The sequence below is a fragment of the Variovorax sp. GW821-FHT06D12 genome (assembly GCF_059419205.1).
The window spans coordinates 196729-218112 of the sequence record NZ_JBWKRI010000011.1; the positions used below are offsets into that span (position 1 = coordinate 196729).

Sequence of the window (21384 nt, forward strand, 5' to 3'; positions counted from 1 at the left end):
AGTGACGGGCGGCGTGCGTTCGCGCTCAGCCCAAAATGAAAGTGGGGTGCATGGCGGCCTGCGGGATCACGACAGCGGCGACGGCGGCGAAGCGTCGCCCGGCTCCACCGCGCTGGTGGGCACGTCGGACGGCTCGGGAATCTCGGGCATGGTCGGCACGTTGCGCGGCGACTCGGACGGCATGTTGCCGCGCCCGATCGCGCCGCCCTTGGGCACCGACATTTCCATGCGGATGCGCCCCGGCGTCCTGCCGCCGCTGCTGCCGCTTCCGCTGCGCAGGTTGCCGCCCACGGTCACGGCTGAGGGCTTGAGGTACGCATACAGCTGCAGCACGGTCTGCACGTAGTTCTGCGTTTCCTTGTAGTTCGGGATCTTGTTGCCCGCACGCTGCACCGCGCCCTCGCCCGCGTTGTAGGCGGCCAGCGCAAGCTCGATCTGGCCCGGGAACATCGCGATCAGGTCGCGCAGGTAGCGCGAGCCGGCGGCGATGTTGATGTGCGGGTCGAACAGCTTCTTCTCGATCGTGCCGCGCTTGTCCGTCGCCACGCCGTAGCGCTGCGCGGTGGCCGGCATGAGCTGCATGAGCCCCATCGCGCCCTTCGGCGAGACAGCCTTGGCATCGAAGCCCGACTCGGTGGCGACCAGCGCCTGCAGCAGCTCGTAATCGATGGCGTGCTTGCTCGACGCATCGCGCAGCGCCGCCTTGGCGGTCTTGTAGCCGGGCGAGGCCTCGAACATGGCGAGCAGGTTCTGCGACGCCGGCGACACCTTGCCGTCGAGCCGGCGGTTGATGCTGCCGCGGCCCATCGGTGACAGGCCCTTGGCGGTGTCGAAGCTCTGGCCGCCCTGGAAGAAGAGCTTGTAGCGCTCGTCGACCTTCTCGGCCGCGAAATGCGCCACGCCGTTGCTGTCGATGTAGCCGTAGATGTCGGTCGCGTGCGCGAGCCCCTGCTGCATGCACAGCAGAAGGGCCAACCACAGCGAACGCTTGAAAACCGACATGCGTGTGAGAAGAAGGAAAGAAAAAGGAAACTGTCAGACGTCGATATCGACGTCGTCTGCGCGCAATTCCATGAGCTCGCGCCGCGCCGCCGCTTCGCCCTTGCCCATCAGCTTGGTGATCTCGCCCTGGGTGGACGAAAAATCGAACCGCCCCAATTGGACCTTCATCAGGCGACGGGTGTCCGGATTGAGCGTGGTTTCCCACAATTGTTCCGCGCTCATTTCGCCCAGACCCTTGAAGCGGCTGATGCTCCAGGCGCCTTCGCGCACGCCATCTTTACGCAGTTTGTCGAGCGTGGCGGTGAGTTCGCCCTCGTCCAGCGCATAGACCTTGGAGGCCGGCTTCTTGCCGCGCGCAGGCGCATCGACCCGGAACAATGGCGGCTTTGCGACATACACGTGGCCGGCTTCGATGAGCTTGGGAAAGTGCCGGAAGAACAGCGTGAGCAGCAGCACCTGGATGTGCGAGCCGTCCACGTCGGCATCCGACAGGATGCAGATCTTGCCGTAGCGCAGCCCGCTCATGTCGGGCGTGTCGGCGGGGCCGTGCGGATCGACGCCCACAGCCACCGAGATGTCGTGGATTTCGGTGTTGGCGAACAGGCGGTCGCGCTCCACTTCCCAGGTGTTGAGCACCTTGCCGCGCAGCGGCAGGATGGCCTGGCTTTCCTTGTCGCGGCCCATCTTGGCGCTGCCGCCGGCGGAGTCGCCCTCGACCAGGAAGACCTCGTTGTGGCTGATGTCCTTGCTCTCGCAGTCGGTCAGCTTGCCGGGCAGCACGGCCACGCCCGAGCCCTTGCGCTTCTCGACCTTCTGGCCGGCGCGCTGGCGGGTCTGCGCGGCCTTGATGGCCAGCTCGGCGAGCTTCTTACCGTAGTCGACGTGCTGGTTGAGCCACAGCTCGAGCGTGGGGCGCACGAAGCTGGACACCAGGCGCACAGCGTCGCGTGAATTCAGGCGCTCCTTGATCTGGCCCTGGAACTGCGGGTCGAGCACCTTGGCGCTGAGCACGTACGAGGCGCGCGCGAACACGTCCTCGGGCAGGAGCTTCACGCCCTTGGGCAGCAGCGAGTGCAGCTCGATGAAGCTCTTCACCGCGTTGAACAGGCCGTCGCGCAAGCCGCTCTCGTGCGTGCCGCCGGCGCTGGTGGGAATCAGGTTGACGTAGCTCTCGCGCACCGGCTGGCCGTCTTCGGTGAAGGCCACGCACCAGTCGGCGCCCTCGCCTTCGGCGAAGTTGTCGGCGTTCTTGTCGGCATGGCCGCTGCCTTCGAACAGCGGAATGACCGGGTCGCCGTTGAGCGTCTGCATGAGGTAGTCGCTCAGGCCGCCCTTGTAGAGCCACTGCTGGCTTTCGCCGGTCTTCTCGACGGCCAGCGTGACGCTCACGCCGGGCATCAGCACGGCCTTGCTGCGCAGCAGGTGGGTGAGCTCGCCCATGGGCAGCGCGGCGGTCTCGAAGTACTTGGCGTCGGGCCAGGCACGCACGGTGGTGCCCTGCTTGCGTTCGCCGGCTTCGAGCTTGCGGATTTCGAGCGCCTCGATCACGTCGCCGGCGCTGAAGGCCAGCTTGGCGACCGAGCCTTCACGGTGCGAGCTGACTTCGAGGCGCTTGGACAGCGCGTTGGTCACCGACACGCCCACGCCGTGCAGGCCGCCCGAGAAGCTGTAGGCGCCGCCCGAGCCCTTGTCGAACTTGCCGCCGGCGTGCAGCCGGGTGTAGACCAGCTCGATCACGGGGGCCTTTTCCTCGGGGTGCAGGCCGAAGGGAATGCCGCGGCCGTCGTCCTCAACGCTGACCGAACCGTCGGTGTGCAGCGTGACCTTGATCTTCTTGCCGTAGCCCGCCAGCGCTTCGTCGGCGGCGTTGTCGAGCACTTCCTGGATGATGTGCAGGGGGTTGTCGGTCCGGGTGTACATGCCCGGGCGCTGCTTCACGGGCTCGAGGCCCTTGAGCACGCGGATGGAGCCTTCCGAATAGCCGGAAGCGGAGTCTGAAGATGTCTTGGGGGAAGTCGCCATGGGGGCGGATTGTAGTCAGTTGGGTTGAAATGACTGGATACCCATACAGGCACCGGCTTCGGTCTTTTCGCACATCAGGCGGGAGTTTCTGCGGGCGGACCGAACATCCGCGCGCCCAGGAAATCGATGAACGCCCGCAGCTTGGGCGACGGATGGCGCCCCGACGGCCACAGCACGCGGAACGCGATGGTACGGGGCCGCAGCAGGTGGTCGGCCAGTACGGGCTGCAGCGCCCCCTCGGCCAGCGCGGCGCGCACGCTGAAGTCGGGCAGGCAGGCGATGCCGCGCCCGCGCAGGGCGAAGCACAACCGGGTCTCGATGTTGTTGCAGATCATCGAGACCGGCGGGCGCACCTCGCTGCCGTCGGGCCCGGGCGCGAGCGGCCAAACCTCCACCTTGCCGGTCGCCGGGTAGCGGTAGTGCAGGCAGGCGTGGCGGGCCAGGTCGTCCGGCGAGGCGGGCGTGCCGTGGCGCACCAGGTACGCGGGCGAGGCCACCAGCAGCTGCGAGAACTCGCCCAACTGGCGTGACGACAGCCGTGAATCCGCCGGCTCGCCGGTGCGCACCACGGCGTCGAAGCCTTCCTCGATGACGTCGACCAGCCGGTCGCTGAAATCGAGGTCGAGCTCGATCGCCGGGTAGGCGGCCATGAAGTCGGCCAGCACCGGCAGCACCAGCGAGCTGACCAGCGGCAGGCTCACGCGCAGCCGCCCGCGCGGCGCCTCGGCGGCGTGCGACAGCTCCTGCTCGGCGGCCTCGATCTCGGCCAGCACGCGGCGGCTGCGCGCCAGGAACAGCGCGCCCTCGGCGGTGAGCGTGATGCTGCGTGTGCTGCGGTGGAACAGGCGCACGCCCAGCCGTTCCTCGAGCCGCGCCACGCGCTTGCCCACGGCCGAGGCCGACACGCCGAGCGCGCGCCCGGCCGCCACGAAGCTGCGGGTTTCGGCAACCTGAACGAAGACGGCAAAGCCGCTGAGGCTGTCCATGGGGAGTCTCCATTACGGACTTACACGTCCGCATTGAGCGGAACTGTAGCCGTCTTTATCCGAAGTCGGCTTCTTCCTATCGTTGGCCGCATGACCTTTCTTCCCGACATTTCCCCCACTTTCACCCCTGCCTGGCAGGGCCCGGACCCGTCGCGCATCGACGCCGCCATCGACCGTGCGCTGGCCGAGCAGCGGCTGGTTGGCGCGGTGGTGCTGGTGCGCCACGACGGGCGCCTCGTCCACCGGCGCGCCGCCGGGCTGGCCGACCGCGAGGCCGGCCGGCCGATGCGCGAGGACGCGCTGTTCCGGCTGGCCTCGGTGTCCAAGCCCATCGTCTCGACCGCCGCGATGGTGCTCGTGGACCAGGGCCGGCTCGACCTGGACGCCCCGGTGACGCGCTGGCTGCCGGACTTCCGCCCGCGCCTTCCCGATGGCGGCGAAGCTGTCATCACGCTGCGGCAGCTGCTGACCCACACGGCCGGCCTGGGCTACCGCTTCCTCGAAAGTTCGGACGACGGCCCGTACGCGCGCGCCGGCGTGTCGGACGGCATGGACCGCGACGACGGCCTCACGCTGGCCGGCAACCTGCAACGCCTGGCCGGCGTGCCGCTGCTGTACCCGCCGGGCACGGGCTGGCTCTATTCGCTGGCCATCGACGTGATCGGCGCGGTGGTCGAGGCGGCCAGCGGCCTGCCGCTGCCCGAGGCGGTGCGCACGCTGGTGACCGGGCCGCTGCAGATGCACGACACGGGCTTCGCCGCCGCACCCGGCGACCCGCGGCTGGCCACGCCCTATGTGAACGGCGCCGACGCGACGCCGCCGCAGCGCATGGACGGCCCCGTCGTCGCCACGCCGTTCGAGGGCGCCGTCGGCATCCGCTTCGACCCGGCGCGCGCCTTCGACGCCAGCGCCTGGCCCTCGGCCGGTGCCGGCATGGTCGGCAGCGCGGGCGACTTCCTGCGCCTGCTCGACACGCTGCGCACCGGCGGCGCCCCGCTGCTGGGCGCCGCCACCGTCGACGCGATGGGCCGCAACCACACGGGCGACCGGGGCCCTGCTGACGCGCCGGGCTGGGGTTTCGGCCTGGGCTTCTCGGTGCTGCACGACCCGCAGCCCACGCAGACGCCCGAATCGCCCGGCACCTGGCGCTGGGGCGGCGCCTACGGCCATGCCTGGTTCGTCGACCGGGCGCGCGGGCTCAGCGTGGTGGCCTTCACGAACACGCTCTATGAAGGCATGTCGGGCCGCTTCGTCACCGAACTGAGGGATGCCGTCTATGCGTGACACGAGCTCTTCCTCCCCCCTGCCCTTGTCCGGCCTGCTGGCGCTGGCAGCCGGCGGCTTCATCACCATCCTCACCGAGGCCATGCCGGCCGGCCTGCTGCCGCAGATCGGCGCCGACCTGGGCGTGGCGCCCGCGCTGGTCGGCCAGCTCGTCACCGTGTATGCGCTGGGCTCGCTGGTGGCAGCGATTCCGCTGGTGGCCTTCACGCGCGGCTGGCGGCGCCGGCCGCTGCTGATGGGCGCGATCGGCGGTTTCGCGGTGGTCAACACGGTGACGGCGCTGTCGCACGACTACACGCTGACGCTGGTCGCGCGTTTCTTCGCCGGCGTGTTCGCGGGCCTGCTGTGGGCACTGCTGGCCGGGCACGCGGCGCGCATGGTGGCGCCGTCGCAGCAGGGCCGGGCCATTGCGGTCGCGATGCTGGGCGCGCCGCTGGCGCTGTCGCTGGGCATTCCGGCCGGCACGCTGCTGGGTGCGAGCGTCGGCTGGCGGCCGGCCTTTCTGATCATGTCGGCGCTGTCGGTGCTGCTGCTCGGCTGGGTGCGCTGGCAGGTGCCCGACTTCCCGGGCCAGGAGGCCGGGCGCCAGCAAAGCGTGCGCCGCGTGTTCCTGCTGCCGGGCGTGCGGCCGGTGCTGGCCGTGATGTTCGCCTTCGTGCTGGCGCACAACATCCTCTACACCTACATCGCGCCCTTCCTGGCACACGCCGGGCTCGGTGCCCAGGTCGGGCGGGTGCTGCTGGTGTTCGGCGCGGCGTCGCTGGGCGGCATCTGGCTCACGGGCGTGCTGATCGACCGCTGGCTGCGCACGCTGGTGCTGGCCGGCACGGCCGCCTTCGCGCTGGCGGCGCTGATGCTCGCCGCGGCGGGCGGATCGGCAGCGGGCGTGTACCTCGCGGTGGCGGTCTGGGGCCTGGCCTTCGGCGGCGCGGCGACGCTGTTCCAGACCGCCTCGGCCCAGGCGGCCGGCGATGCAGCGGACGTGGCGCAGTCGATGGTCGTGACGACCTGGAACCTCGCCATCGCAGGCGGCGGACTGGTGGGCGGCCTGCTGCTGCAGGGCGGCGGCGCGGGCAGCCTGCCCTGGTCGCTGCTGGCGTTGCTGGTGCCGGGGCTGATGCTGGCGTGGCGGGCCTGCGAGCACGGCTTTCCGGGCGCGCGCGGCGCGGCGGCGGCGCCGGCGCGCTGACCCCGAAGGCAGGCCGCGCGCCTGCCTTCTTTCTTTGATGCCGTCCGCGCATCGAAACCGCGCCCACAAATCATCAATGGCCATGGCCACCGCGCCACCTGCCGCAGCATCCATTTCGCTACATTCGAAGGATGCAAGCCTCCCCCGCCCCCACCCTTTCGATCAAGCAGGTGCTGTTCTGCGGCGCCATGATCGTCACGCTCTCGATGGGCATCCGCCACGGCTTCGGCCTCTGGCTGCAACCCATCACGCAGGCGCAGGACTGGAACCGACAGACCTTCTCGTTCGCGCTGGCGGTGCAGAACCTGTCGTGGGGCATCTTCGGCGTGTTCGCGGGCATGCTGGCCGACCGCTTCGGCGCGTTCCGCGTGCTGATCGGCGGCTCGCTGCTGTACGCGGCGGGCCTCTTCGGCATGGCGCATTCGCCGACACCGCTGCTGTTCACCCTGAGCGCGGGCGTGCTGATCGGTGCGGCGCAAGCGGGCTCGACCTACGCGGTGATCTACGGCGTGATCGGCCGGCAGATCCCGGCCGAGCGCCGCTCGTGGGCGATGGGCGTGGCCGCGGCGGCCGGCTCATTCGGGCAGTTCCTGATGGCGCCCATCGAAGGCCGCCTGATCGGGGCCTTCGGCTGGCAGACGGCGCTGGCCGTGGTGGCGGTGCTGGTGCTGGTGATCGTGCCGCTGGCCTTCGGCCTGCGCGAACCCAAGACCGCGGCCCTGGCCGGCCACCGTGACCAATCGGTGCTGCAGGCCGTGGGCGAGGCCTTCCGCTACCCGAGCTTCGGCTTGCTGATGGCGGGCTACTTCGTCTGCGGCTTCCAGCTGGCCTTCATCGGCATCCACATGCCGACCTACCTGCGCGACAAGAACCTGTCGCCCGAAGTGGCCGGCTACGCGCTGGCACTGATCGGGCTGTTCAACGTGTTCGGCACCTACACGGTCGGCCTGCTGGGGCAGAAGCTGTCCAAGCCCAAGATCCTGGCGGCCATCTACTTTGCGCGGGCGGTGTCGATCGCGCTCTTCCTGCTGGCGCCGATCTCGCCGCTGAGCGTCTACGTCTTCTCGGCGGCCATGGGCTTCCTGTGGCTGTCGACCGTGCCGGCCACCAACGCCATCGTCGCGGGCATCTTCGGCGTGGCGCACCTGTCAATGCTCAGCGGCTTCGTGTTCCTGAGCCACCAGGTGGGGTCGTTCCTGGGCGTGTGGCTGGGCGGCTTCCTGTATGACACGACGGGCAGCTACAGCATCGTCTGGTACATCTCGATCGCGCTGGGCGTGTTCGCGGCGCTGATCAACCTGCCGGTCAAGGAAAGCGCCATTGCGCGCGCGGTCCGGCCGGTCGCCGTGGCGGGCTGACGGCCCGCGCTTTTCGTCTCTTGTTTGCAAGGAGCCATCGCCATGACGCCCCGCACACGCAACCACTACCTGGCCCAGGCCGCCTGGCTCGCCGCCGTGCTGGCGGCGCTGGGCGGCGTGTTCGCGCTGTACGTGCATCCGACCTTCCTGGTCACGCTGGTCGATCAGGTGTGGTCCTGTTTCTGAACGACTTCGCCCCGAAATGCCCGCAAGCCGGGCCCAGGCAACTATGAAAGATGTAGCAATTCCCGTGCATGCGAGCACGGCGCCCTCCGAATGGATCGTGCGCTGGTCACACCTGCTCGCGCCGAACGCCACGGTGCTCGACGTGGCCTGCGGGTCCGGGCGGCACATGCGGTGGTTCGCCGGGCGCGGGCATGCGGCGACCGGCGTCGACCGGGCGCCCGAGGCCGTCGAGGCGGCCGGCGCCTTCGGACGGGTGGTGGCGGCCGACATCGAGTCGGGCCCCTGGCCCTTCGCGGCCCAGCGCTTCGGCGCCGTGGTCGTCACCCACTACCTCTGGCGCCCGCGCATGGCCGACATCGTGGCCGCCGTGGCGCCGGGCGGCGTGCTGCTGTACGAGACCTTCGCGGCCGGCAACGAGACCGTCGGCAAGCCCTCGCGGCCCGACTTCCTGCTGCAGCCGGGCGAACTGCTCGGGGCCTGCGCCAGCCTGCAGGTGATCGCCTATGAAGACGGCTTCCTGCCGGAGCCGGCGCGCTTCGTCCAGCGCATCGCCGCCGTGCGGCCCGGCGAAGCGGCCGCGGGCGCCCCGCCGCGCCACTTCCTGAAGGCCAGCTGAGCGCGCCGACACAACTGTCTCCGGCCCGGCCGGAGTCAGTAGAATGGCCGCTTTCGTCCACCGACAAAGAGATTCCCTTGGAGCAACTGACAGGCAGCATCGTCGCGCTCGTCACGCCGATGCACGACGACGGCAGTGTCGACTACCCCGCCCTGCGGCGGCTCATCGACTGGCACATTGACGAAGGCACCGACTGCCTTGGCGTGGTCGGCACCACCGGCGAATCGCCGACGGTCGATGTGGAAGAGCACTGCGAAATCATCCGCGTATCCGTCGAGCAGGCCCGGGGCCGCGTGCCCGTGATGGCCGGCTGCGGCGCGAACTCGACCAAGGAAGCCATCGAGCTCGCCAAGTTCGCCAAGGGCGTCGGCGCCGACTCGCAGCTGCAGGTCGTTCCCTACTACAACAAGCCCACGCAAGAGGGCCAGTACCAGCACTTCAAGGCCATCGCCGAAGCCGTCGGCGACCTGCCCGTGGTGCTGTACAACGTGCCCGGCCGCACCGTCGCCGATATGGCGCACGACACCGTGCTGCGCCTGGCGCAGGTGCCCGGCATCATCGGCATCAAGGAAGCCACCGGCAACATCGAGCGTGCCCAGTGGCTCATCCGCGACCTGCCGAAGAGCTTTGCCGTCTACTCCGGCGACGACCCGACCGCGGTCGCACTCATGCTGTGCGGCGGCCAGGGCAACATCAGCGTCACGGCCAACGTGGCGCCGCGCAAGATGCACGAGCTGTGCGTGGCCGCGCTGGCCGGCGACGTCAAGCGCGCGATGCAGCTGCAGTTCGAACTGATGCCGCTGCACCGCAACCTGTTCGTCGAACCCAACCCGATCCCGCTCAAGTGGGCCATGGCCCGCCTGGGTCTGTGCGGCGGCGCCCTGCGGCTGCCGCTCACGGAACTCGGCGAAGCGAGCCGCCCGGCGGTCGAGGGCGCCCTGCGCGCCACCGGCCTGCTCAAGGACTGACCGAGCTTCCCACCGATCACACCGGTTCCCGCCTGCCCTTTCCCCCTGTTCGCAGCAAGGTCAAGCAACCTTTTGCCGCAACAGTGCTCAGAGAGGGCGGGGCGCTGGGGCCCATCGATTGACCGAACCATTCCACCAAGGAAGACGACGTTGAAGAACATTTCGCGACTTGCACTGCTGGCCCTCGTTGCCAGCCTCGCCGCCTGCTCCGTCCTCGAGAGCGACAAGATCGACTACAAGAGCGCAGGCAAGGCCCCGACGCTCGAAGTCCCACCCGACCTGTCCCAGCTCTCGCGCGACAACCGCTACGCAGTGCCGGGCGGCGCCGTCACCGCCAACGCCTATCAGGCCGGCATCGCGAACGCACCGGGCATCCCCACCGCCGTGGCCAACATCGGCGACGTGCGCATGGAACGCTCGGGCACGCAGCGTTGGATCGTCATCAACCGCACGCCCGACCAGCTCTGGGAGCCTGTGAAAGACTTCTGGCAGGAAAACGGCTTCCTGCTGACCACCGACCAGCGCAACCTGGGCATCATGGAAACCGACTGGGCCGAGAACCGCGCCAAGCTGCCGCAGGACATCATCCGCGGCACGCTGGGCAAGCTGGTCGACTCGGTCTACTCGACCGGCGAACTCGACCGCTTCCGCACCCGCCTGGAGCGCAGCACCAACGGCACCGAGATCTTCGTCAGCCACCGCGGCATGCAGGAGGTCTACAACAACTCCCGCCAGGACCAGACCGTGTGGCAGCCCCGCCCGAGCGATCCTGAGCTCGAGACCGAATTCCTGCGCCGCCTGATGGTCAAGCTCGGTGTGTCGCAAGAGCAGTCGAAGATCCTCGCCGCGACCACCGCAGCGCCCAAGACCGCCACCGTGGCCACCGTCGGCAACCAGCCGGTCGTGCAGATCAGCGAAGGCTTCGACCGCGCATGGCGCCGCGTCGGCCTGGCCCTGGACCGCACCGGCTTCACCGTCGAAGACCGCGATCGCAGCGCCGGCACCTACTACGTGCGCTACGTGACGCCGAACCCCGACAAGAAGGACGATGGCTTCTTCGGCAAGCTGTTCAGCTCCAAGAAGGACGAAGCGCCGATCAAGTTCCGCATCTCGGTCAAGAGCCAGGGCGAAGCCACCACGGTCTCGGTCCTGAACGACGCCGGCGCGCCCGAAACCTCGGCCAACGCGCAGCGCATCGTCAAGGTCATCGCCGACGACCTGAAGTAAGCCCCATGCTCCGCTTCCGAAGCCTCGGCAGCGGCAGCACGGGCAACGCCGCGCTGGTCGAAGCAACGACCAGCGCCGGCCGCACCACCCGCCTCCTCGTCGACTGCGGCTTCGGCATCCGCCAACTCGACCGGCGCCTGGCCCAAGCGGGCCTGGCTGCCGCAGACCTCGACGCCGTCTTCATCACCCACGAGCATGGCGACCACATCGGTTGCGCCCATGCCCTGTCGCTGCGCGACCGCATCCCGGTCTGGATGAGCGAAGGCACCTGGCTCGCAACCGGCGGGCGCGACTACGAAGGCCGGCTGCACCTGGCGCGCGACGACGCCGAGTTCACCGTCGGCGACCTCTGCCTGCAGCCCTTCACCGTGCCCCACGACGCGCGCGAGCCGCTGCAGCTGCGCTGCACCGACGGCAACCGCACGCTGGGCGTGCTGACCGACCTGGGCCACGCCACCAGCCATGTGCTGGCCCGGCTGCGCGGCGCGCATGCGCTGCTGCTGGAGTTCAACCACGACAGCGACCTGCTCGCCGGCTCGGCCTACCCGTCGTTCCTGAAGCAGCGCGTGGGCGGCAACTACGGCCACCTGTCGAACACCGCGGCCGCCGAGATCGCGCGTGCCGTGCTTCACGACGGGCTGCGCCACGTGGTCGCGGCGCACCTGAGCGAGCAGAACAACCGGCCCGAGATCGTGCGACGCCTGATGGCCGAGGCGCTGGGCGGCGACGAGGCCGAGATGCTCACGGCCACCGCCGCCGAGGGCTCGCCCTGGCTCGACGTCTGAGCTTCGCCCTCCCCCAATGAAAAAGCCGCCCTGAGGCGGCTTTTTGCATGGTGCGGACCGTACAGCGGAATTACTGCTTCGGTGCCTCGCCCTTCTTGGCCGCTTCGGTCGCGGCATTGGCGGCGTCCAGGGCCGACGAGGCGGCGGCCGACGGTGCCGATGCAGGCGCGGCGGCCGGTGGTGCAGCGGGTTCGGTCACGGGAGCGGGCGGCGGGGTCACGACCGCGGGGGCGGCGTCCTCTTTCTTTCCGCAGGCCACCAGGGCGGCAGCGGCGATCAGCGAGGCAATCAGGACGGACGACGACTTCTTCATGAGGACTCCTTTGGCAATGAAGGTCTGGAACCAAAAAATTCTAGACCGCCAACCCCGCCCGGATATGTCGCGGGGGTGTATTTGCGGCATTGGCTTACAAGCCGAGCGTGGAGGCGGGAAAGGCCGGTCGCCCCTGGCGCCAGCGCTCGTCGAGGCTTTCGCGCAGGTCGCGCCGTGCACGCGGCTCGCTGCTGCAGACACCGCGGCTGCGTTCGGGGTCGATGCGGTGCAGGCACCAGGTGGGCGTCCACAGGGCACTGGGCACCTCCTCGGCCGTGCCTGAGTGGCCTGCCGCGCGGCATTCGACGATGTGGTCCCAGGTGCGGCGCCACGTCACGAAACGCGCGTGACCGCGCTCGATCAGGTCGAAGCGCCCTGCCAGCAGCAACAGGCGGCGCCCGCTGGCCGACCAGGCCTGCAGCGCCTCGATGCTGGCGCGCTCGCCCAGGGGCCAGTCGGCGAAGTCGGGGTCGCTGAAGACGATCTCGCTCCAGCCCTGCTGCGCAGCGACAGACAAGGCGCTGCGGACGAGGTCGGCAAACGCCTCCCGGCCGTCGAAGCGGCCTTCGCTCAGGGCCGGTACGGCGCCTTCATTCGGCATGCAGCCAGCCCGCCTCACACCATTCGCCCAGCAGCGCCCGCGCGCCCTCGCTGGCGTGGGCCAGTTCGCGCGCACCGAGCGCACGCTGGTCGGCCAGCCGCCGCATCAGCGTGGCGTCGGCCCCGCCCGCGCGAAAGCTCTCGCCGTTGATGTAGACGTGCCGCGCGTCGTAGAGCATGCGCGTGCGGCGATCAAGCGCGACCTCGCGCAGCACCTCGGGCACTTCATTGCCTTCGCCGAACCAGACATTGGCCTTCGGCTCGGTGAGCGATTCGCCCAGCGCGCGGTCGATGGCGTCGGGGTCGCGCAGCGCGGCCTCGACGGCCCTGCGTGCGAAGTCCTGCAGGGCAGCCGGCATCGCGGCCGGGGCCTCGACGGCAGGTTGTGACGGATCGCGGTAGCGCGCGAGTTCGGCCGGGCCCGCGTCTTCGAGGTCTTCGGCATAGGCCTGCGCCACGCGCGCCAGCAGGTCGGCGCCCAGCTCGCCCACGGCAGACGAGCGCAGCCCGATGGAGTACGTCATGCAGTCGTCACCCATCGCCACGCCGTCGTGGGCGTACTTGGGCGGCAGGTACAGCATGTCGCCAGGCTCGAGCACGAAGGTCTGCTCGGGCTCGAAGTTCTCGAGCACCTTGAGCGGCACATCGGGCTGCAGCCGCAGGTCGGACTGCTTGCCGATGGACCAGCGGCGCTGGCCCTGCGCCTGCAGCAGGAACACGTCGTAGCTGTCGAAATGCGGGCCGACGCCGCCGGTGTCGCTCGCGTAGCTGATCATCAGGTCGTCCAGGCGCGCATCGGGCAGGAAGCGGAACTGCCGCAGCAGGTCGTGCACGCCGTCGTGGTGCAGGTCGACGCCCTGCACCAGCATCGTCCAGCCCGGCTGCTTCAGCGGCGGCAGCGCGCGGCGGGTCAGCGGGCCGTGCTTGAGCGACCAGCCGGCCTTCCCATGCCGGATCAGGCGCGACTCAACCCCCTCGCGCTCCGCCAGCGCGAACAGCGCTTGGCGGTCGATCGGTGGCACCATCGAGGGAACGGCCTGCCGGATCAGCAGGGGTTTCTTTTGCCAGTACCGGCGCATGAACTGCGCGGGACTCAGGCCGCCAAGCAAGGGCAGCGGTTGATTGATCTCCATGGGAGAATTCTGCAATGGAAATCTCTGAACAATGCGTGGTCGGCCTGACCTGGACCATGAAAGACACGCTCGGCGATGTGCTGGACGTGCTCGACGAGCCGGTGGAATTCATGGTGGGCGGCGACGACCTCTTCGACGTGATCGAGGCCGCCCTGCAGGGCCATGAGCCCGGCGCGCGCGTGCAACTGCAGATCGAGCCCGAGCAGGGCTTCGGCGACTTCAACGACCAGCTGCTCTTCCTGGAGCCGCGCACGCTGTTCCCCGAAGGCACCGAGGAAGGCATGACCTTCGACGGCTCCGCCCTGCCCAAGGGCGTGAGCGACGGCATCCCCAAGGACGCGATCTACACCGTGGCCGAGATCTACCCCGACCACCTCGTGCTCGACGGCAACCACCCGCTGGCGGGCATCGCGATCCGCCTGGACATCACCGTGCGTTCGGTGCGTGAAGCCACCGAAGAAGAAGTCGGCCGCGGCTCGGCCGGCACGGCCTTCTTCAAGGTGCCGCCGATGGCGCCGGGCGGCCAGATGCTGCACTGAGACCACGCCACTTCACAAAGCAAAAGCCGGGCAGTGCCCGGCTTTTTTCTTTGCACGCGCGGCCGACCGCTTACATGCGCGAGATGTGCCCGTTGTCGATGCGCACGCGGTCGCCGATGCGCAGGTCGCCCGGGTTTTGCACGTCGAAGGCGCGGTAGCCGCCGCGGTCGGTCTGCACCGAGACGCGGTAGCTCTCGTAGGCGCGCGGGCCGTTCTGCTGGGCCTCGATGGTGTTGCCCAGCAAGGCGCCGCCCACGAGGCCGAGCGCGGTGGCTGCGGCACGGCCGTTGCCGCGTCCGAACTGGTTGCCCACCACGCCGCCGATCAGGCCACCCGCGATGGCACCGCCACCCGTGGTGCCGACGCCTGCGGTTTCGCTGCGCAGCACCTCGATGTTGGCCACGTGGCCGTACTCGACGTAGGCCGCTTCCTGGTACTGGATCGCCCGCGGCGGGGCCTGATAGGGGTACCGCGAGGTCTGGTAAACCGGGGCCGGCGCGACACAGGCCGTGAGCGTGGCCAGTGCGAGCACGGACGCCGTGACGGAAATGAAGCGCATTGAGATGTTCATGAAAGAGGCTCCTCGAAGAAAACAGCACGCGCCCGGACGGGCTGCATGCCTGCCTGTGTCTAACGTTTCAGCCGAAGCCGCGATGACGAAAGACACACGCTGAAACCTTCGAGACGAACCGCACGCCGGCGGTTCCGTTCTTTACGCCTTGGATACTCAGGTGCCCTTCAGCTTTGCCGAGGGGCAAAAGCTCAGTGCTTGCCGGTCGAACCGTAGCCGCCCTCGCCGCGTTGCGAGGCCTCGAACTCGGCGACCACGCGGAACTGCGCCTGCACCACCGGCACGATCACCAGCTGCGCAAGCCGCTCCATCGGCTGCAGCACGAAGGGCGTGTTGCTGCGGTTCCAGGCGCTGACCTTCAGCTCGCCCTGGTAGTCGCTGTCGATCAGGCCGACGAGGTTGCCCAGCACGATGCCGTGCTTGTGACCCAGGCCCGAGCGCGGCAGGATCAGCGCGGCATAGGCCGGATCGGCCAGGTGGATCGCAATGCCGGTGCCCACCAGTTGCCAGGCATTGGGTTCGAGCGTGACCGGGGCATCGAGGCAGGCCCGCAGGTCGAGGCCGGCACTTCCGGGGGTGGCATACGCGGGCAATTGATCCACCATGCGCGGATCGAGGATTCGGACGTCTACTTTCACTGACTTGCTGCCTTGTTTATTTCTGTTGCTGTTCTTTTTGCCTGCGGGCGGCCTCTTCTAGCACCTGCTGCCATTTGGCGACCCCGGGCCTCAGATTGAGCCCCTTGAGAAAACGCTTGCCGAACCAGGCGGCCGCGGCCGCGCCCAGGACGAGCACGGAGAGCGGCACACCGATGGCCCACAGCACCAGGAACACCATCGCCCCCATGCCGGCCAGCACCTTGAGCGTGCCCAGGGGGATGGCCTTGGTGCCGTCAGCCTTCGCGGCCTCGCCAGCCGGCGATTCACGCCGCGTGGCGACGGTGCCCTGCGCGCCAGGCGAAGGCGTCATGCCGACGTCCAGCCCGTGCTCGGACTCCTTGCCGGGGACGCGGGCGGACTGGCCCGCGCGCGCCGACAGCTGCTCCACGTAGCGGGCGAAGTCGCCATTGGGCGGTGTGTTGGATTCGGTGTTCATCAGGCCCTCCAATCAGGAAGTCGCGCGGCAATCTCCGTCATCAACTCGCGTGCCAGCCGGAGCTTGGGCGCGCGGGGCAGCTCGCGCACGCCCTTCGCGTCCACGAGCAGCAGTGCGTTGTCGTCCTGCCCGAAGGTCAGCGGGCCGATGTTGCCCACCAGCAGCGGAATGCCCTTGCGTTCGCGCTTGGCCTTGGCGTGCTCGGCGAGGTTCTCGCTCTCGGCGGCGAAGCCCACGCAGAACAGCTTCCTGGCCTGCGCGCGTTCGCTCTTGGCCACCGTGAACAGGATGTCGGGGTTCTCGACGAAGTGCAGCACCGGCGTCTGGCCGCTGCCGTCCTTCTTGATCTTCTGGTCGCTGTGCGTCGCCGGGCGCCAGTCGGCCACGGCGGCCGTTGCTACAAAAATGCTAGCTGCCTGCGCAGCACGGGTGGTGGCTTCGAGCATCTCCTGGGCCGACAGCACGTCGATGCGGCTCACGCCGCGCGGCGTCGGCAGGTGCACCGGACCGGCCACCAGCGTGACCTCGGCACCGGCCTCGCGCGCCGCGCGGGCGATGGCGAAACCCATCTTGCCGGATGAATGGTTGGTGATGCCGCGGATCGGGTCCAGGGCCTCGAAGGTCGGGCCGGCCGTGACGAGCACCTTCTGCCCCGCCAGCAGCTTGGGCTGGAAGAAGGCCGTGATGTCCTCGAGCAGCTGCGCCGGTTCGAGCATGCGCCCGTCGCCGGTTTCGCCGCAGGCCTGCCAGCCGCTGCCCACGCCCAGCACGGTCGCGCCGTCGGCGGCCACCTGCATCAGATTGCGCTGCGTGGCCGGATGGGCCCACATCTCGCGGTTCATGGCGGGGGCGATCAACAGCGGCACGCGGTCGGTCGGACGCGCCAGGCACAGCAGGCTCAGCAGCTCGTCGGAACGGCCCTGCACCAGCCGCGCAATGAAATCGGCGCTGCAGGGCGCCAGCACGATCGCGTCGGCCTCGCGGCTCAAGTTGATGTGCGGCATGTTGTTGGGCTCGCGCGCGTCCCACTGCGAGGTGTAGACGGTGCGCCCCGAGAGCGCCTGCATCGTGACCGGCGTCATGAACTGCTCGGCCGCCTCGGTCATCACGACCTGGACGGTGGCGCCCGCCTTCACGAGCAGGCGGCACAGCTCGGCCGATTTGTAGCAGGCGATGCCCCCTGTGAGTCCGAGGACGATGTGTTTGCCGGCGAGATCTTGCATGGGACATATTGTTGCTCACATACCGACAAGATCAGGAACCGGATGGCCTTCGGCCGTGGAGGCACAAAGGGGACACCTATAATCGCAATTTCCCACTGCCCGGATTCACGCGTCCGGAACTGGCATGACCAAATTTGTCTTCGTCACCGGTGGTGTCGTATCTTCCCTTGGCAAGGGAATCGCCTCCGCCTCGCTCGCCGCGATCCTCGAATCGCGCGGCCTCCAAGTCACCCTCATCAAGCTCGATCCGTACATCAACGTCGACCCCGGCACGATGTCACCGTTCCAGCATGGCGAAGTGTTCGTCACCGATGACGGCGCCGAGACCGACCTCGACCTCGGCCACTACGAGCGCTTCATCAACACGCGGATGCGCAAGGCCAACAACTTCACGACCGGTCAGATCTACAAGACCGTGCTCGAGAAGGAACGCCGCGGCGACTACCTCGGCAAGACCGTCCAGGTCATTCCGCACATCACCAACGAAATCCAGGAATACATCAAGCGCGGCGCCGGCATCGGCACGGCGCACGAGGTGGACGTGGCCATCGTCGAAATCGGCGGCACCGTGGGCGACATCGAGTCGCTGCCCTTCCTGGAAGCCGTGCGCCAGATGAGCCTGCGCATGGGCCCGAACAATTCGGCCTTCGTGCACCTGAGCTACGTGCCCTGGATCGCCGCCGCCGGCGAGCTCAAGACCAAGCCCACGCAGCACACCGCCAAGGAACTGCGCGCCATCGGCATCCAGGCCGACGCCCTGCTGTGCCGCGCCGACCGCCCGATCCCCGACGACGAGCGCGCCAAGATCTCGCTGTTCTCGAACGTGCCCGAATGGGGCGTGATCTCCATGTGGGACGTGGACACCATCTACAAGGTGCCCCGCATGCTGCACGAACAAGGCCTGGACGGCCTGATCTGCGACAAGCTGCGCATCAACACCCCGCCGGCCAAGCTCACGCGCTGGGACGAGCTGGTGTACGAGGTCGAGCATCCGCAACAGGAAGTGTCGATCGCCATGGTCGGCAAGTACGTCGACCTGTCGGACAGCTACAAATCGCTCAACGAGGCGCTGCGCCACGCCGGCATGAAGAACCATGCGCGCGTGAAGATCGACTACATCGACTCCGAGACGATCACGGCGCAAGACGTGTCGCGCCTGGCCAAGTACGACGCCATCCTGGTGCCCGGCGGCTTCGGCCAGCGCGGCGTGGAAGGCAAGATCTCGGCCGCCCGCTTCGCCCGCGAATCGAAGGTGCCCTACCTGGGCATCTGCCTGGGCATGCAGGTCGCGACCATCGAGTACGCCCGCCACGTGGCCGGCCTGAAGAACGCCAACAGCACCGAGTTCGACCCGGAAACGCCCACCCCCGTGATCGCGCTGATCACCGAGTGGAAGGACCGCGACGGCACCGTGAAGACGCGCGACGAAAAGTCCGACCTCGGCGGCACCATGCGCCTGGGCGCGCAAAGCTCCGACGTCTCGCCGGGCACGCTGGCGCACAGCATCTACGGCGACGTGGTCACCGAACGCCATCGCCATCGCTACGAAGCCAACGTCAACTACCTGGACGAGCTGCGCAACGCCGGCCTCGTGATCTCGGCGCTCACGCAGCGCGAGCACCTGACCGAAATCGTCGAGCTGCCGCAGAACGTGCACCCGTGGTTCATGGGCGTGCAGTTCCACCCCGAGTTCAAGTCAACGCCGTGGGGCGGCCATCCGTTGTTCAACGCCTTCATCAAGGCAGCGCTCGACCACAAGGACAAGGGCGCGGGCAGCACGAACAAGACGCTCAAGGCCGTGGCATGAAGCTTTGCGGATTCGACATCGGGCTGGACCAGCCTTTCTTCCTGATCGCCGGCCCGTGCGTGGTCGAATCCGAGCAGCTGCAGATGGACACGGCCGGCACGTTGAAGGAAATCACGGCGTCGCTGGGCATCCCGTTCATCTTCAAGAGCAGCTTCGACAAGGCCAACCGCTCCTCGGGCACGAGCTTTCGCGGCCCGGGCCGCGACAAGGGCCTCGAGATCCTGGCCAAGGTGAAGCGCGAACTCGGCCTGCCCGTGCTGACCGACGTGCACACCCATGAAGACATCACCGAGGCCGCCAAGGTGGTCGACGTGCTGCAGACGCCCGCCTTCCTGTGCCGCCAGACCGACTTCATCCATGCCGCGGCGCAGTCGGGCAAGCCGGTGAACATCAAGAAGGGCCAGTTCCTCGCACCGCACGACATGAAGAACGTGATCGACAAGGCCCGCGCTGCCGCCAGGGAAGCCGGCCTGGACGAAGACAGCTTCATGGCCTGCGAACGCGGCGCCAGCTTCGGCTACAACAACCTCGTGTCGGACATGCGCTCGCTCGCGATCATGCGCGAGACGAAAGCGCCCGTGGTGTTCGACGCCACGCACTCGGTGCAACTGCCCGGCGGCCAGGGCACCAGCTCGGGCGGCCAGCGCGAGATGGTGCCGGTGCTCTCGCGTGCGGCCGTGGCCGTGGGCGTGGCCGGTCTCTTCATGGAGACCCACCCCGATCCGAACAAAGCCCTGAGCGACGGCCCCAACGCCGTGCCGCTCAAGCACATGAAGGCCCTGCTCGAGACGCTCGTCGCGCTCGACCGGGTCACCAAGAAAAACGCATTCCTCGAGGACAGTTTTCAAGCATGAGCAGCGGTTACGTCATTGCGCACGTCGAGGTCACCAATCCGACGCAGTACGAGGAATACAAGAAGTGGTCGAGCGTCGCGATGCAGGCGCACGGCGCCGAAGTCTGCGTGCGCGGCGGCCAGGTGCAGCCGCTCGAGGGCGACTGGAAGCCCACCCGCGTCGTCGTGCTCAAATTCCCCAGCTTCGAGAAGGCCAAGGCCTTCTACGAGACGCCCGAATACCTGAAGGCGCGTGAAGCGCGTGCCGGCGCCGCCATCATGAACATGATCGCGGTCGAAGGCCTTTGATTCCGTTTTTTGCCAGTCCACTCCACCAAGAGACCCAGAGAAAGAGATAGAGATGAGTGCAATCGTTGACATCGTCGGCCGCGAAATTCTCGACAGCCGAGGCAACCCCACCGTCGAGTGCGACGTGCTGCTCGAATCGGGCACCATGGGCCGTGCGGCCGTGCCCTCGGGCGCTTCGACCGGTTCGCGCGAGGCCATCGAGCTGCGCGACGGCGACAAGAGCCGCTACCTCGGCAAGGGCGTGCTGAAGGCCGTCGAGAACATCAACACCGAGATCTCGGAAGCCGTGCTGGGCCTGGACGCCAGCGAACAGGCCTTCCTCGATCGCACGATGATCGACCTGGACGGCACCGACAACAAGGCCCGCCTGGGCGCCAACGCCACCCTCGCCGTGTCGATGGCCGTGGCCCGCGCCGCGGCCGAAGAGTCGGGCCTGCCCCTGTACCGCTACTTCGGCGGCATGGGCGGCATGCAGCTGCCCGTGCCGATGATGAACGTCATCAACGGCGGCGCGCACGCCAACAACAGCCTGGACCTGCAAGAGTTCATGATCATCCCCGTGGGCGCCAAGAGCTTCCGCGAGGCCGTGCGCTACGGCGCCGAAGTGTTCCACGCCCTGAAGAAGATCCTGGGCGACCGCGGCATCAGCACGGCCGTGGGCGACGAAGGCGGCTTCGCTCCCAGCGTCGAGAGCCACGAAGCGGCCATCCAGCTGATCCTGGAAGCCATCGACAAGGCCGGCTACACCGCCGGCGAGCAGATCGCCCTGGGCCTGGATTGCGCGGCCAGCGAGTTCTACAAGGACGGCAAGTACGTGCTGTCCGGCGAAAACCTGTCGCTCACGGCCGAAAGCTGGACCGACATGCTCGCGACCTGGGTCGACAAGTACCCGATCATCAGCATCGAAGACGGCATGCACGAAGGCGACTGGGACGGCTGGAAGCACCTGACCGAACGCCTGGGCAAGCGCGTGCAGCTGGTGGGCGACGACCTGTTCGTCACCAACACCAAGATCCTGCAAGAAGGCATCGACAAGGGCATCGCCAACTCGATCCTGATCAAGATCAACCAGATCGGCACGCTGACCGAGACCTTCGCCGCCATCGAAATGGCCAAGCGCGCGGGCTACACGGCCGTCATTTCGCACCGTTCGGGCGAAACCGAAGACAGCACCATCGCCGACATCGCCGTGGGCACCAACGCCGGCCAGATCAAGACCGGCTCGCTGTCGCGTTCGGACCGCATCGCCAAGTACAACCAGCTGCTGCGCATCGAAGAAGACCTCGGCGACATCGCCGTCTACCCGGGCCGCGGCGCGTTCTACAACCTCAAGTAGCGC

23 protein-coding genes are annotated in these 21384 nt (G+C 68.3%); 13 read left to right on the forward strand and 10 right to left on the reverse strand.

The window, feature by feature from the left end:
* Positions 1-66: 66 nt before the first annotated feature.
* The 3 genes from AC07SQ_RS28950 to AC07SQ_RS28960 form a co-directional block, all read right to left on the reverse strand.
* Positions 67-1002 carry a lytic transglycosylase domain-containing protein gene (locus AC07SQ_RS28950; protein ID WP_495273620.1) on the reverse strand — a complete coding sequence of 312 codons (936 nt, stop codon included), beginning with the start codon at positions 1000-1002 and terminating at the stop codon, positions 67-69.
* A gap of 33 nt (positions 1003-1035) precedes the next feature.
* The gene (locus AC07SQ_RS28955) at positions 1036-3024 is read right to left on the reverse strand and encodes a DNA topoisomerase IV subunit B (protein ID WP_062474697.1); all 1989 of its coding nucleotides are present in this window, start codon (positions 3022-3024) and stop codon (positions 1036-1038) included.
* Positions 3025-3098: 74 nt separating this feature from the next.
* Positions 3099-4010: a LysR family transcriptional regulator gene (locus AC07SQ_RS28960; RefSeq protein ID WP_495273619.1), complete on the reverse strand. Its 912-nt coding sequence runs from the start codon at positions 4008-4010 to the stop codon at positions 3099-3101.
* Positions 4011-4100: 90 nt separating this feature from the next.
* Between AC07SQ_RS28960 and AC07SQ_RS28965 the strand changes: the two genes are divergently transcribed.
* From AC07SQ_RS28965 to AC07SQ_RS29000, 8 genes are all read left to right on the forward strand, one after another.
* Positions 4101-5294 (forward strand): serine hydrolase domain-containing protein, encoded by a 1194-nt coding sequence (locus AC07SQ_RS28965; RefSeq protein WP_495273618.1) that lies wholly within the window; start codon positions 4101-4103, stop codon positions 5292-5294.
* On the forward strand, positions 5278-6483 hold the full coding sequence (locus AC07SQ_RS28970) for an MFS transporter (protein WP_495273617.1): 1206 nt from the start codon (positions 5278-5280) through the stop codon (positions 6481-6483). The genes AC07SQ_RS28965 and AC07SQ_RS28970 overlap by 17 nt, the downstream gene beginning before the upstream one ends.
* 131 nt (positions 6484-6614) lie before the next feature.
* Positions 6615-7841: an MFS transporter gene (locus AC07SQ_RS28975; RefSeq protein WP_095744752.1), complete on the forward strand. Its 1227-nt coding sequence runs from the start codon at positions 6615-6617 to the stop codon at positions 7839-7841.
* A 42-nt stretch (positions 7842-7883) separates the two neighbouring features.
* On the forward strand, positions 7884-8027 hold the full coding sequence (locus AC07SQ_RS28980; RefSeq protein ID WP_167395003.1) for a hypothetical protein: 144 nt from the start codon (positions 7884-7886) through the stop codon (positions 8025-8027).
* A gap of 43 nt (positions 8028-8070) precedes the next feature.
* On the forward strand, positions 8071-8643 hold the full coding sequence (locus AC07SQ_RS28985) for a class I SAM-dependent methyltransferase (protein WP_495273616.1): 573 nt from the start codon (positions 8071-8073) through the stop codon (positions 8641-8643).
* A 71-nt stretch (positions 8644-8714) separates the two neighbouring features.
* Positions 8715-9611, forward strand: a complete 897-nt coding sequence (dapA, locus tag AC07SQ_RS28990; protein WP_409574630.1) for a 4-hydroxy-tetrahydrodipicolinate synthase — start codon at positions 8715-8717, stop codon at positions 9609-9611.
* Between the two features lie 150 nt (positions 9612-9761).
* On the forward strand, positions 9762-10838 hold the full coding sequence (gene bamC, locus AC07SQ_RS28995) for an NlpB/DapX family lipoprotein (RefSeq protein ID WP_062474681.1): 1077 nt from the start codon (positions 9762-9764) through the stop codon (positions 10836-10838).
* Positions 10839-10843: 5 nt separating this feature from the next.
* Positions 10844-11623: an MBL fold metallo-hydrolase gene (locus tag AC07SQ_RS29000; RefSeq protein ID WP_062474678.1), complete on the forward strand. Its 780-nt coding sequence runs from the start codon at positions 10844-10846 to the stop codon at positions 11621-11623.
* A gap of 70 nt (positions 11624-11693) precedes the next feature.
* Here the strand turns inward: AC07SQ_RS29000 and AC07SQ_RS29005 are convergent, their stop codons facing one another.
* The 3 genes from AC07SQ_RS29005 to AC07SQ_RS29015 all read right to left on the reverse strand — a co-directional run bounded on the left by AC07SQ_RS29005 (position 11694) and on the right by AC07SQ_RS29015 (position 13669).
* Complete coding sequence (locus AC07SQ_RS29005) at positions 11694-11936, reverse strand: hypothetical protein (protein WP_369632232.1); 243 nt, start codon at positions 11934-11936, stop codon at positions 11694-11696.
* Positions 11937-12030: 94 nt separating this feature from the next.
* Positions 12031-12537 (reverse strand): hypothetical protein, encoded by a 507-nt coding sequence (locus AC07SQ_RS29010; RefSeq protein WP_495273615.1) that lies wholly within the window; start codon positions 12535-12537, stop codon positions 12031-12033.
* Positions 12527-13669 carry a JmjC domain-containing protein gene (locus AC07SQ_RS29015; RefSeq protein ID WP_495273614.1) on the reverse strand — a complete coding sequence of 381 codons (1143 nt, stop codon included), beginning with the start codon at positions 13667-13669 and terminating at the stop codon, positions 12527-12529. The genes AC07SQ_RS29010 and AC07SQ_RS29015 overlap by 11 nt, the downstream gene beginning before the upstream one ends.
* Before the next feature lie 14 nt (positions 13670-13683).
* Here AC07SQ_RS29015 and AC07SQ_RS29020 point away from each other — a divergent pair, with 14 nt between their 5' ends.
* The gene (locus AC07SQ_RS29020) at positions 13684-14208 is read left to right on the forward strand and encodes an FKBP-type peptidyl-prolyl cis-trans isomerase (protein WP_354346258.1); all 525 of its coding nucleotides are present in this window, start codon (positions 13684-13686) and stop codon (positions 14206-14208) included.
* Between the two features lie 70 nt (positions 14209-14278).
* Here the strand turns inward: AC07SQ_RS29020 and AC07SQ_RS29025 are convergent, their stop codons facing one another.
* From AC07SQ_RS29025 to coaBC, 4 genes are all read right to left on the reverse strand, one after another.
* Positions 14279-14779, reverse strand: coding sequence for a glycine zipper 2TM domain-containing protein (locus tag AC07SQ_RS29025; RefSeq protein WP_062474665.1), 501 nt, complete (start codon positions 14777-14779; stop codon positions 14279-14281).
* Between the two features lie 191 nt (positions 14780-14970).
* The gene (gene dut, locus AC07SQ_RS29030) at positions 14971-15417 is read right to left on the reverse strand and encodes a dUTP diphosphatase (RefSeq protein ID WP_062474662.1); all 447 of its coding nucleotides are present in this window, start codon (positions 15415-15417) and stop codon (positions 14971-14973) included.
* A gap of 16 nt (positions 15418-15433) precedes the next feature.
* The gene (locus tag AC07SQ_RS29035; protein ID WP_495273613.1) at positions 15434-15874 is read right to left on the reverse strand and encodes a hypothetical protein; all 441 of its coding nucleotides are present in this window, start codon (positions 15872-15874) and stop codon (positions 15434-15436) included.
* A complete protein-coding gene (coaBC, locus tag AC07SQ_RS29040) occupies positions 15874-17097 on the reverse strand; it encodes a bifunctional phosphopantothenoylcysteine decarboxylase/phosphopantothenate--cysteine ligase CoaBC (RefSeq protein ID WP_495273612.1) in 1224 nt (407 codons plus the stop codon). The genes AC07SQ_RS29035 and coaBC overlap by 1 nt, the downstream gene beginning before the upstream one ends.
* Positions 17098-17221: 124 nt before the next feature.
* Between coaBC and pyrG the strand changes: the two genes are divergently transcribed.
* Genes pyrG through eno form a run of 4 tightly spaced genes read left to right on the forward strand, consistent with a single transcriptional unit; the run spans position 17222 to position 21381 of the window.
* A complete protein-coding gene (pyrG, locus tag AC07SQ_RS29045; protein WP_062474658.1) occupies positions 17222-18904 on the forward strand; it encodes a CTP synthase in 1683 nt (560 codons plus the stop codon).
* On the forward strand, positions 18901-19758 hold the full coding sequence (kdsA, locus tag AC07SQ_RS29050) for a 3-deoxy-8-phosphooctulonate synthase (RefSeq protein WP_369632227.1): 858 nt from the start codon (positions 18901-18903) through the stop codon (positions 19756-19758). The genes pyrG and kdsA overlap by 4 nt, the downstream gene beginning before the upstream one ends.
* The gene (locus AC07SQ_RS29055) at positions 19755-20045 is read left to right on the forward strand and encodes a DUF1330 domain-containing protein (protein WP_062474654.1); all 291 of its coding nucleotides are present in this window, start codon (positions 19755-19757) and stop codon (positions 20043-20045) included. The genes kdsA and AC07SQ_RS29055 overlap by 4 nt, the downstream gene beginning before the upstream one ends.
* A 52-nt stretch (positions 20046-20097) precedes the next feature.
* Positions 20098-21381: a phosphopyruvate hydratase gene (gene eno, locus AC07SQ_RS29060; RefSeq protein ID WP_062474653.1), complete on the forward strand. Its 1284-nt coding sequence runs from the start codon at positions 20098-20100 to the stop codon at positions 21379-21381.
* Positions 21382-21384 lie beyond the last annotated feature (3 nt).

Excerpts from the sequence above, each read along its gene's own strand:
- AC07SQ_RS29020 (WP_354346258.1), top strand. The coding sequence starts at position 13,684 with ATGGAAATCTCTGAACAATGCGTGGTCGGCCTGACCTGGACCATGAAA.
- AC07SQ_RS29015 (WP_495273614.1), bottom strand. The coding sequence starts at position 13,669 with ATGGAGATCAATCAACCGCTGCCCTTGCTTGGCGGCCTGAGTCCCGCG.
- AC07SQ_RS28960 (WP_495273619.1), bottom strand. The coding sequence starts at position 4,010 with ATGGACAGCCTCAGCGGCTTTGCCGTCTTCGTTCAGGTTGCCGAAACC.
- AC07SQ_RS28980 (WP_167395003.1), top strand. The coding sequence starts at position 7,884 with ATGACGCCCCGCACACGCAACCACTACCTGGCCCAGGCCGCCTGGCTC.
- AC07SQ_RS28950 (WP_495273620.1), bottom strand. The coding sequence starts at position 1,002 with ATGTCGGTTTTCAAGCGTTCGCTGTGGTTGGCCCTTCTGCTGTGCATG.
- AC07SQ_RS29000 (WP_062474678.1), top strand. The coding sequence starts at position 10,844 with ATGCTCCGCTTCCGAAGCCTCGGCAGCGGCAGCACGGGCAACGCCGCG.
- AC07SQ_RS29025 (WP_062474665.1), bottom strand. The coding sequence starts at position 14,779 with ATGAACATCTCAATGCGCTTCATTTCCGTCACGGCGTCCGTGCTCGCA.
- AC07SQ_RS29055 (WP_062474654.1), top strand. The coding sequence starts at position 19,755 with ATGAGCAGCGGTTACGTCATTGCGCACGTCGAGGTCACCAATCCGACG.
- AC07SQ_RS28985 (WP_495273616.1), top strand. The coding sequence starts at position 8,071 with ATGAAAGATGTAGCAATTCCCGTGCATGCGAGCACGGCGCCCTCCGAA.
- AC07SQ_RS29010 (WP_495273615.1), bottom strand. The coding sequence starts at position 12,537 with ATGCCGAATGAAGGCGCCGTACCGGCCCTGAGCGAAGGCCGCTTCGAC.
- AC07SQ_RS28975 (WP_095744752.1), top strand. The coding sequence starts at position 6,615 with ATGCAAGCCTCCCCCGCCCCCACCCTTTCGATCAAGCAGGTGCTGTTC.
- AC07SQ_RS28955 (WP_062474697.1), bottom strand. The coding sequence starts at position 3,024 with ATGGCGACTTCCCCCAAGACATCTTCAGACTCCGCTTCCGGCTATTCG.
- AC07SQ_RS28965 (WP_495273618.1), top strand. The coding sequence starts at position 4,101 with ATGACCTTTCTTCCCGACATTTCCCCCACTTTCACCCCTGCCTGGCAG.
- AC07SQ_RS28970 (WP_495273617.1), top strand. The coding sequence starts at position 5,278 with ATGCCGTCTATGCGTGACACGAGCTCTTCCTCCCCCCTGCCCTTGTCC.
- pyrG (WP_062474658.1), top strand. The coding sequence starts at position 17,222 with ATGACCAAATTTGTCTTCGTCACCGGTGGTGTCGTATCTTCCCTTGGC.
- kdsA (WP_369632227.1), top strand. The coding sequence starts at position 18,901 with ATGAAGCTTTGCGGATTCGACATCGGGCTGGACCAGCCTTTCTTCCTG.
- eno (WP_062474653.1), top strand. The coding sequence starts at position 20,098 with ATGAGTGCAATCGTTGACATCGTCGGCCGCGAAATTCTCGACAGCCGA.
- AC07SQ_RS29035 (WP_495273613.1), bottom strand. The coding sequence starts at position 15,874 with ATGAACACCGAATCCAACACACCGCCCAATGGCGACTTCGCCCGCTAC.
- coaBC (WP_495273612.1), bottom strand. The coding sequence starts at position 17,097 with ATGCAAGATCTCGCCGGCAAACACATCGTCCTCGGACTCACAGGGGGC.
- AC07SQ_RS29005 (WP_369632232.1), bottom strand. The coding sequence starts at position 11,936 with ATGAAGAAGTCGTCGTCCGTCCTGATTGCCTCGCTGATCGCCGCTGCC.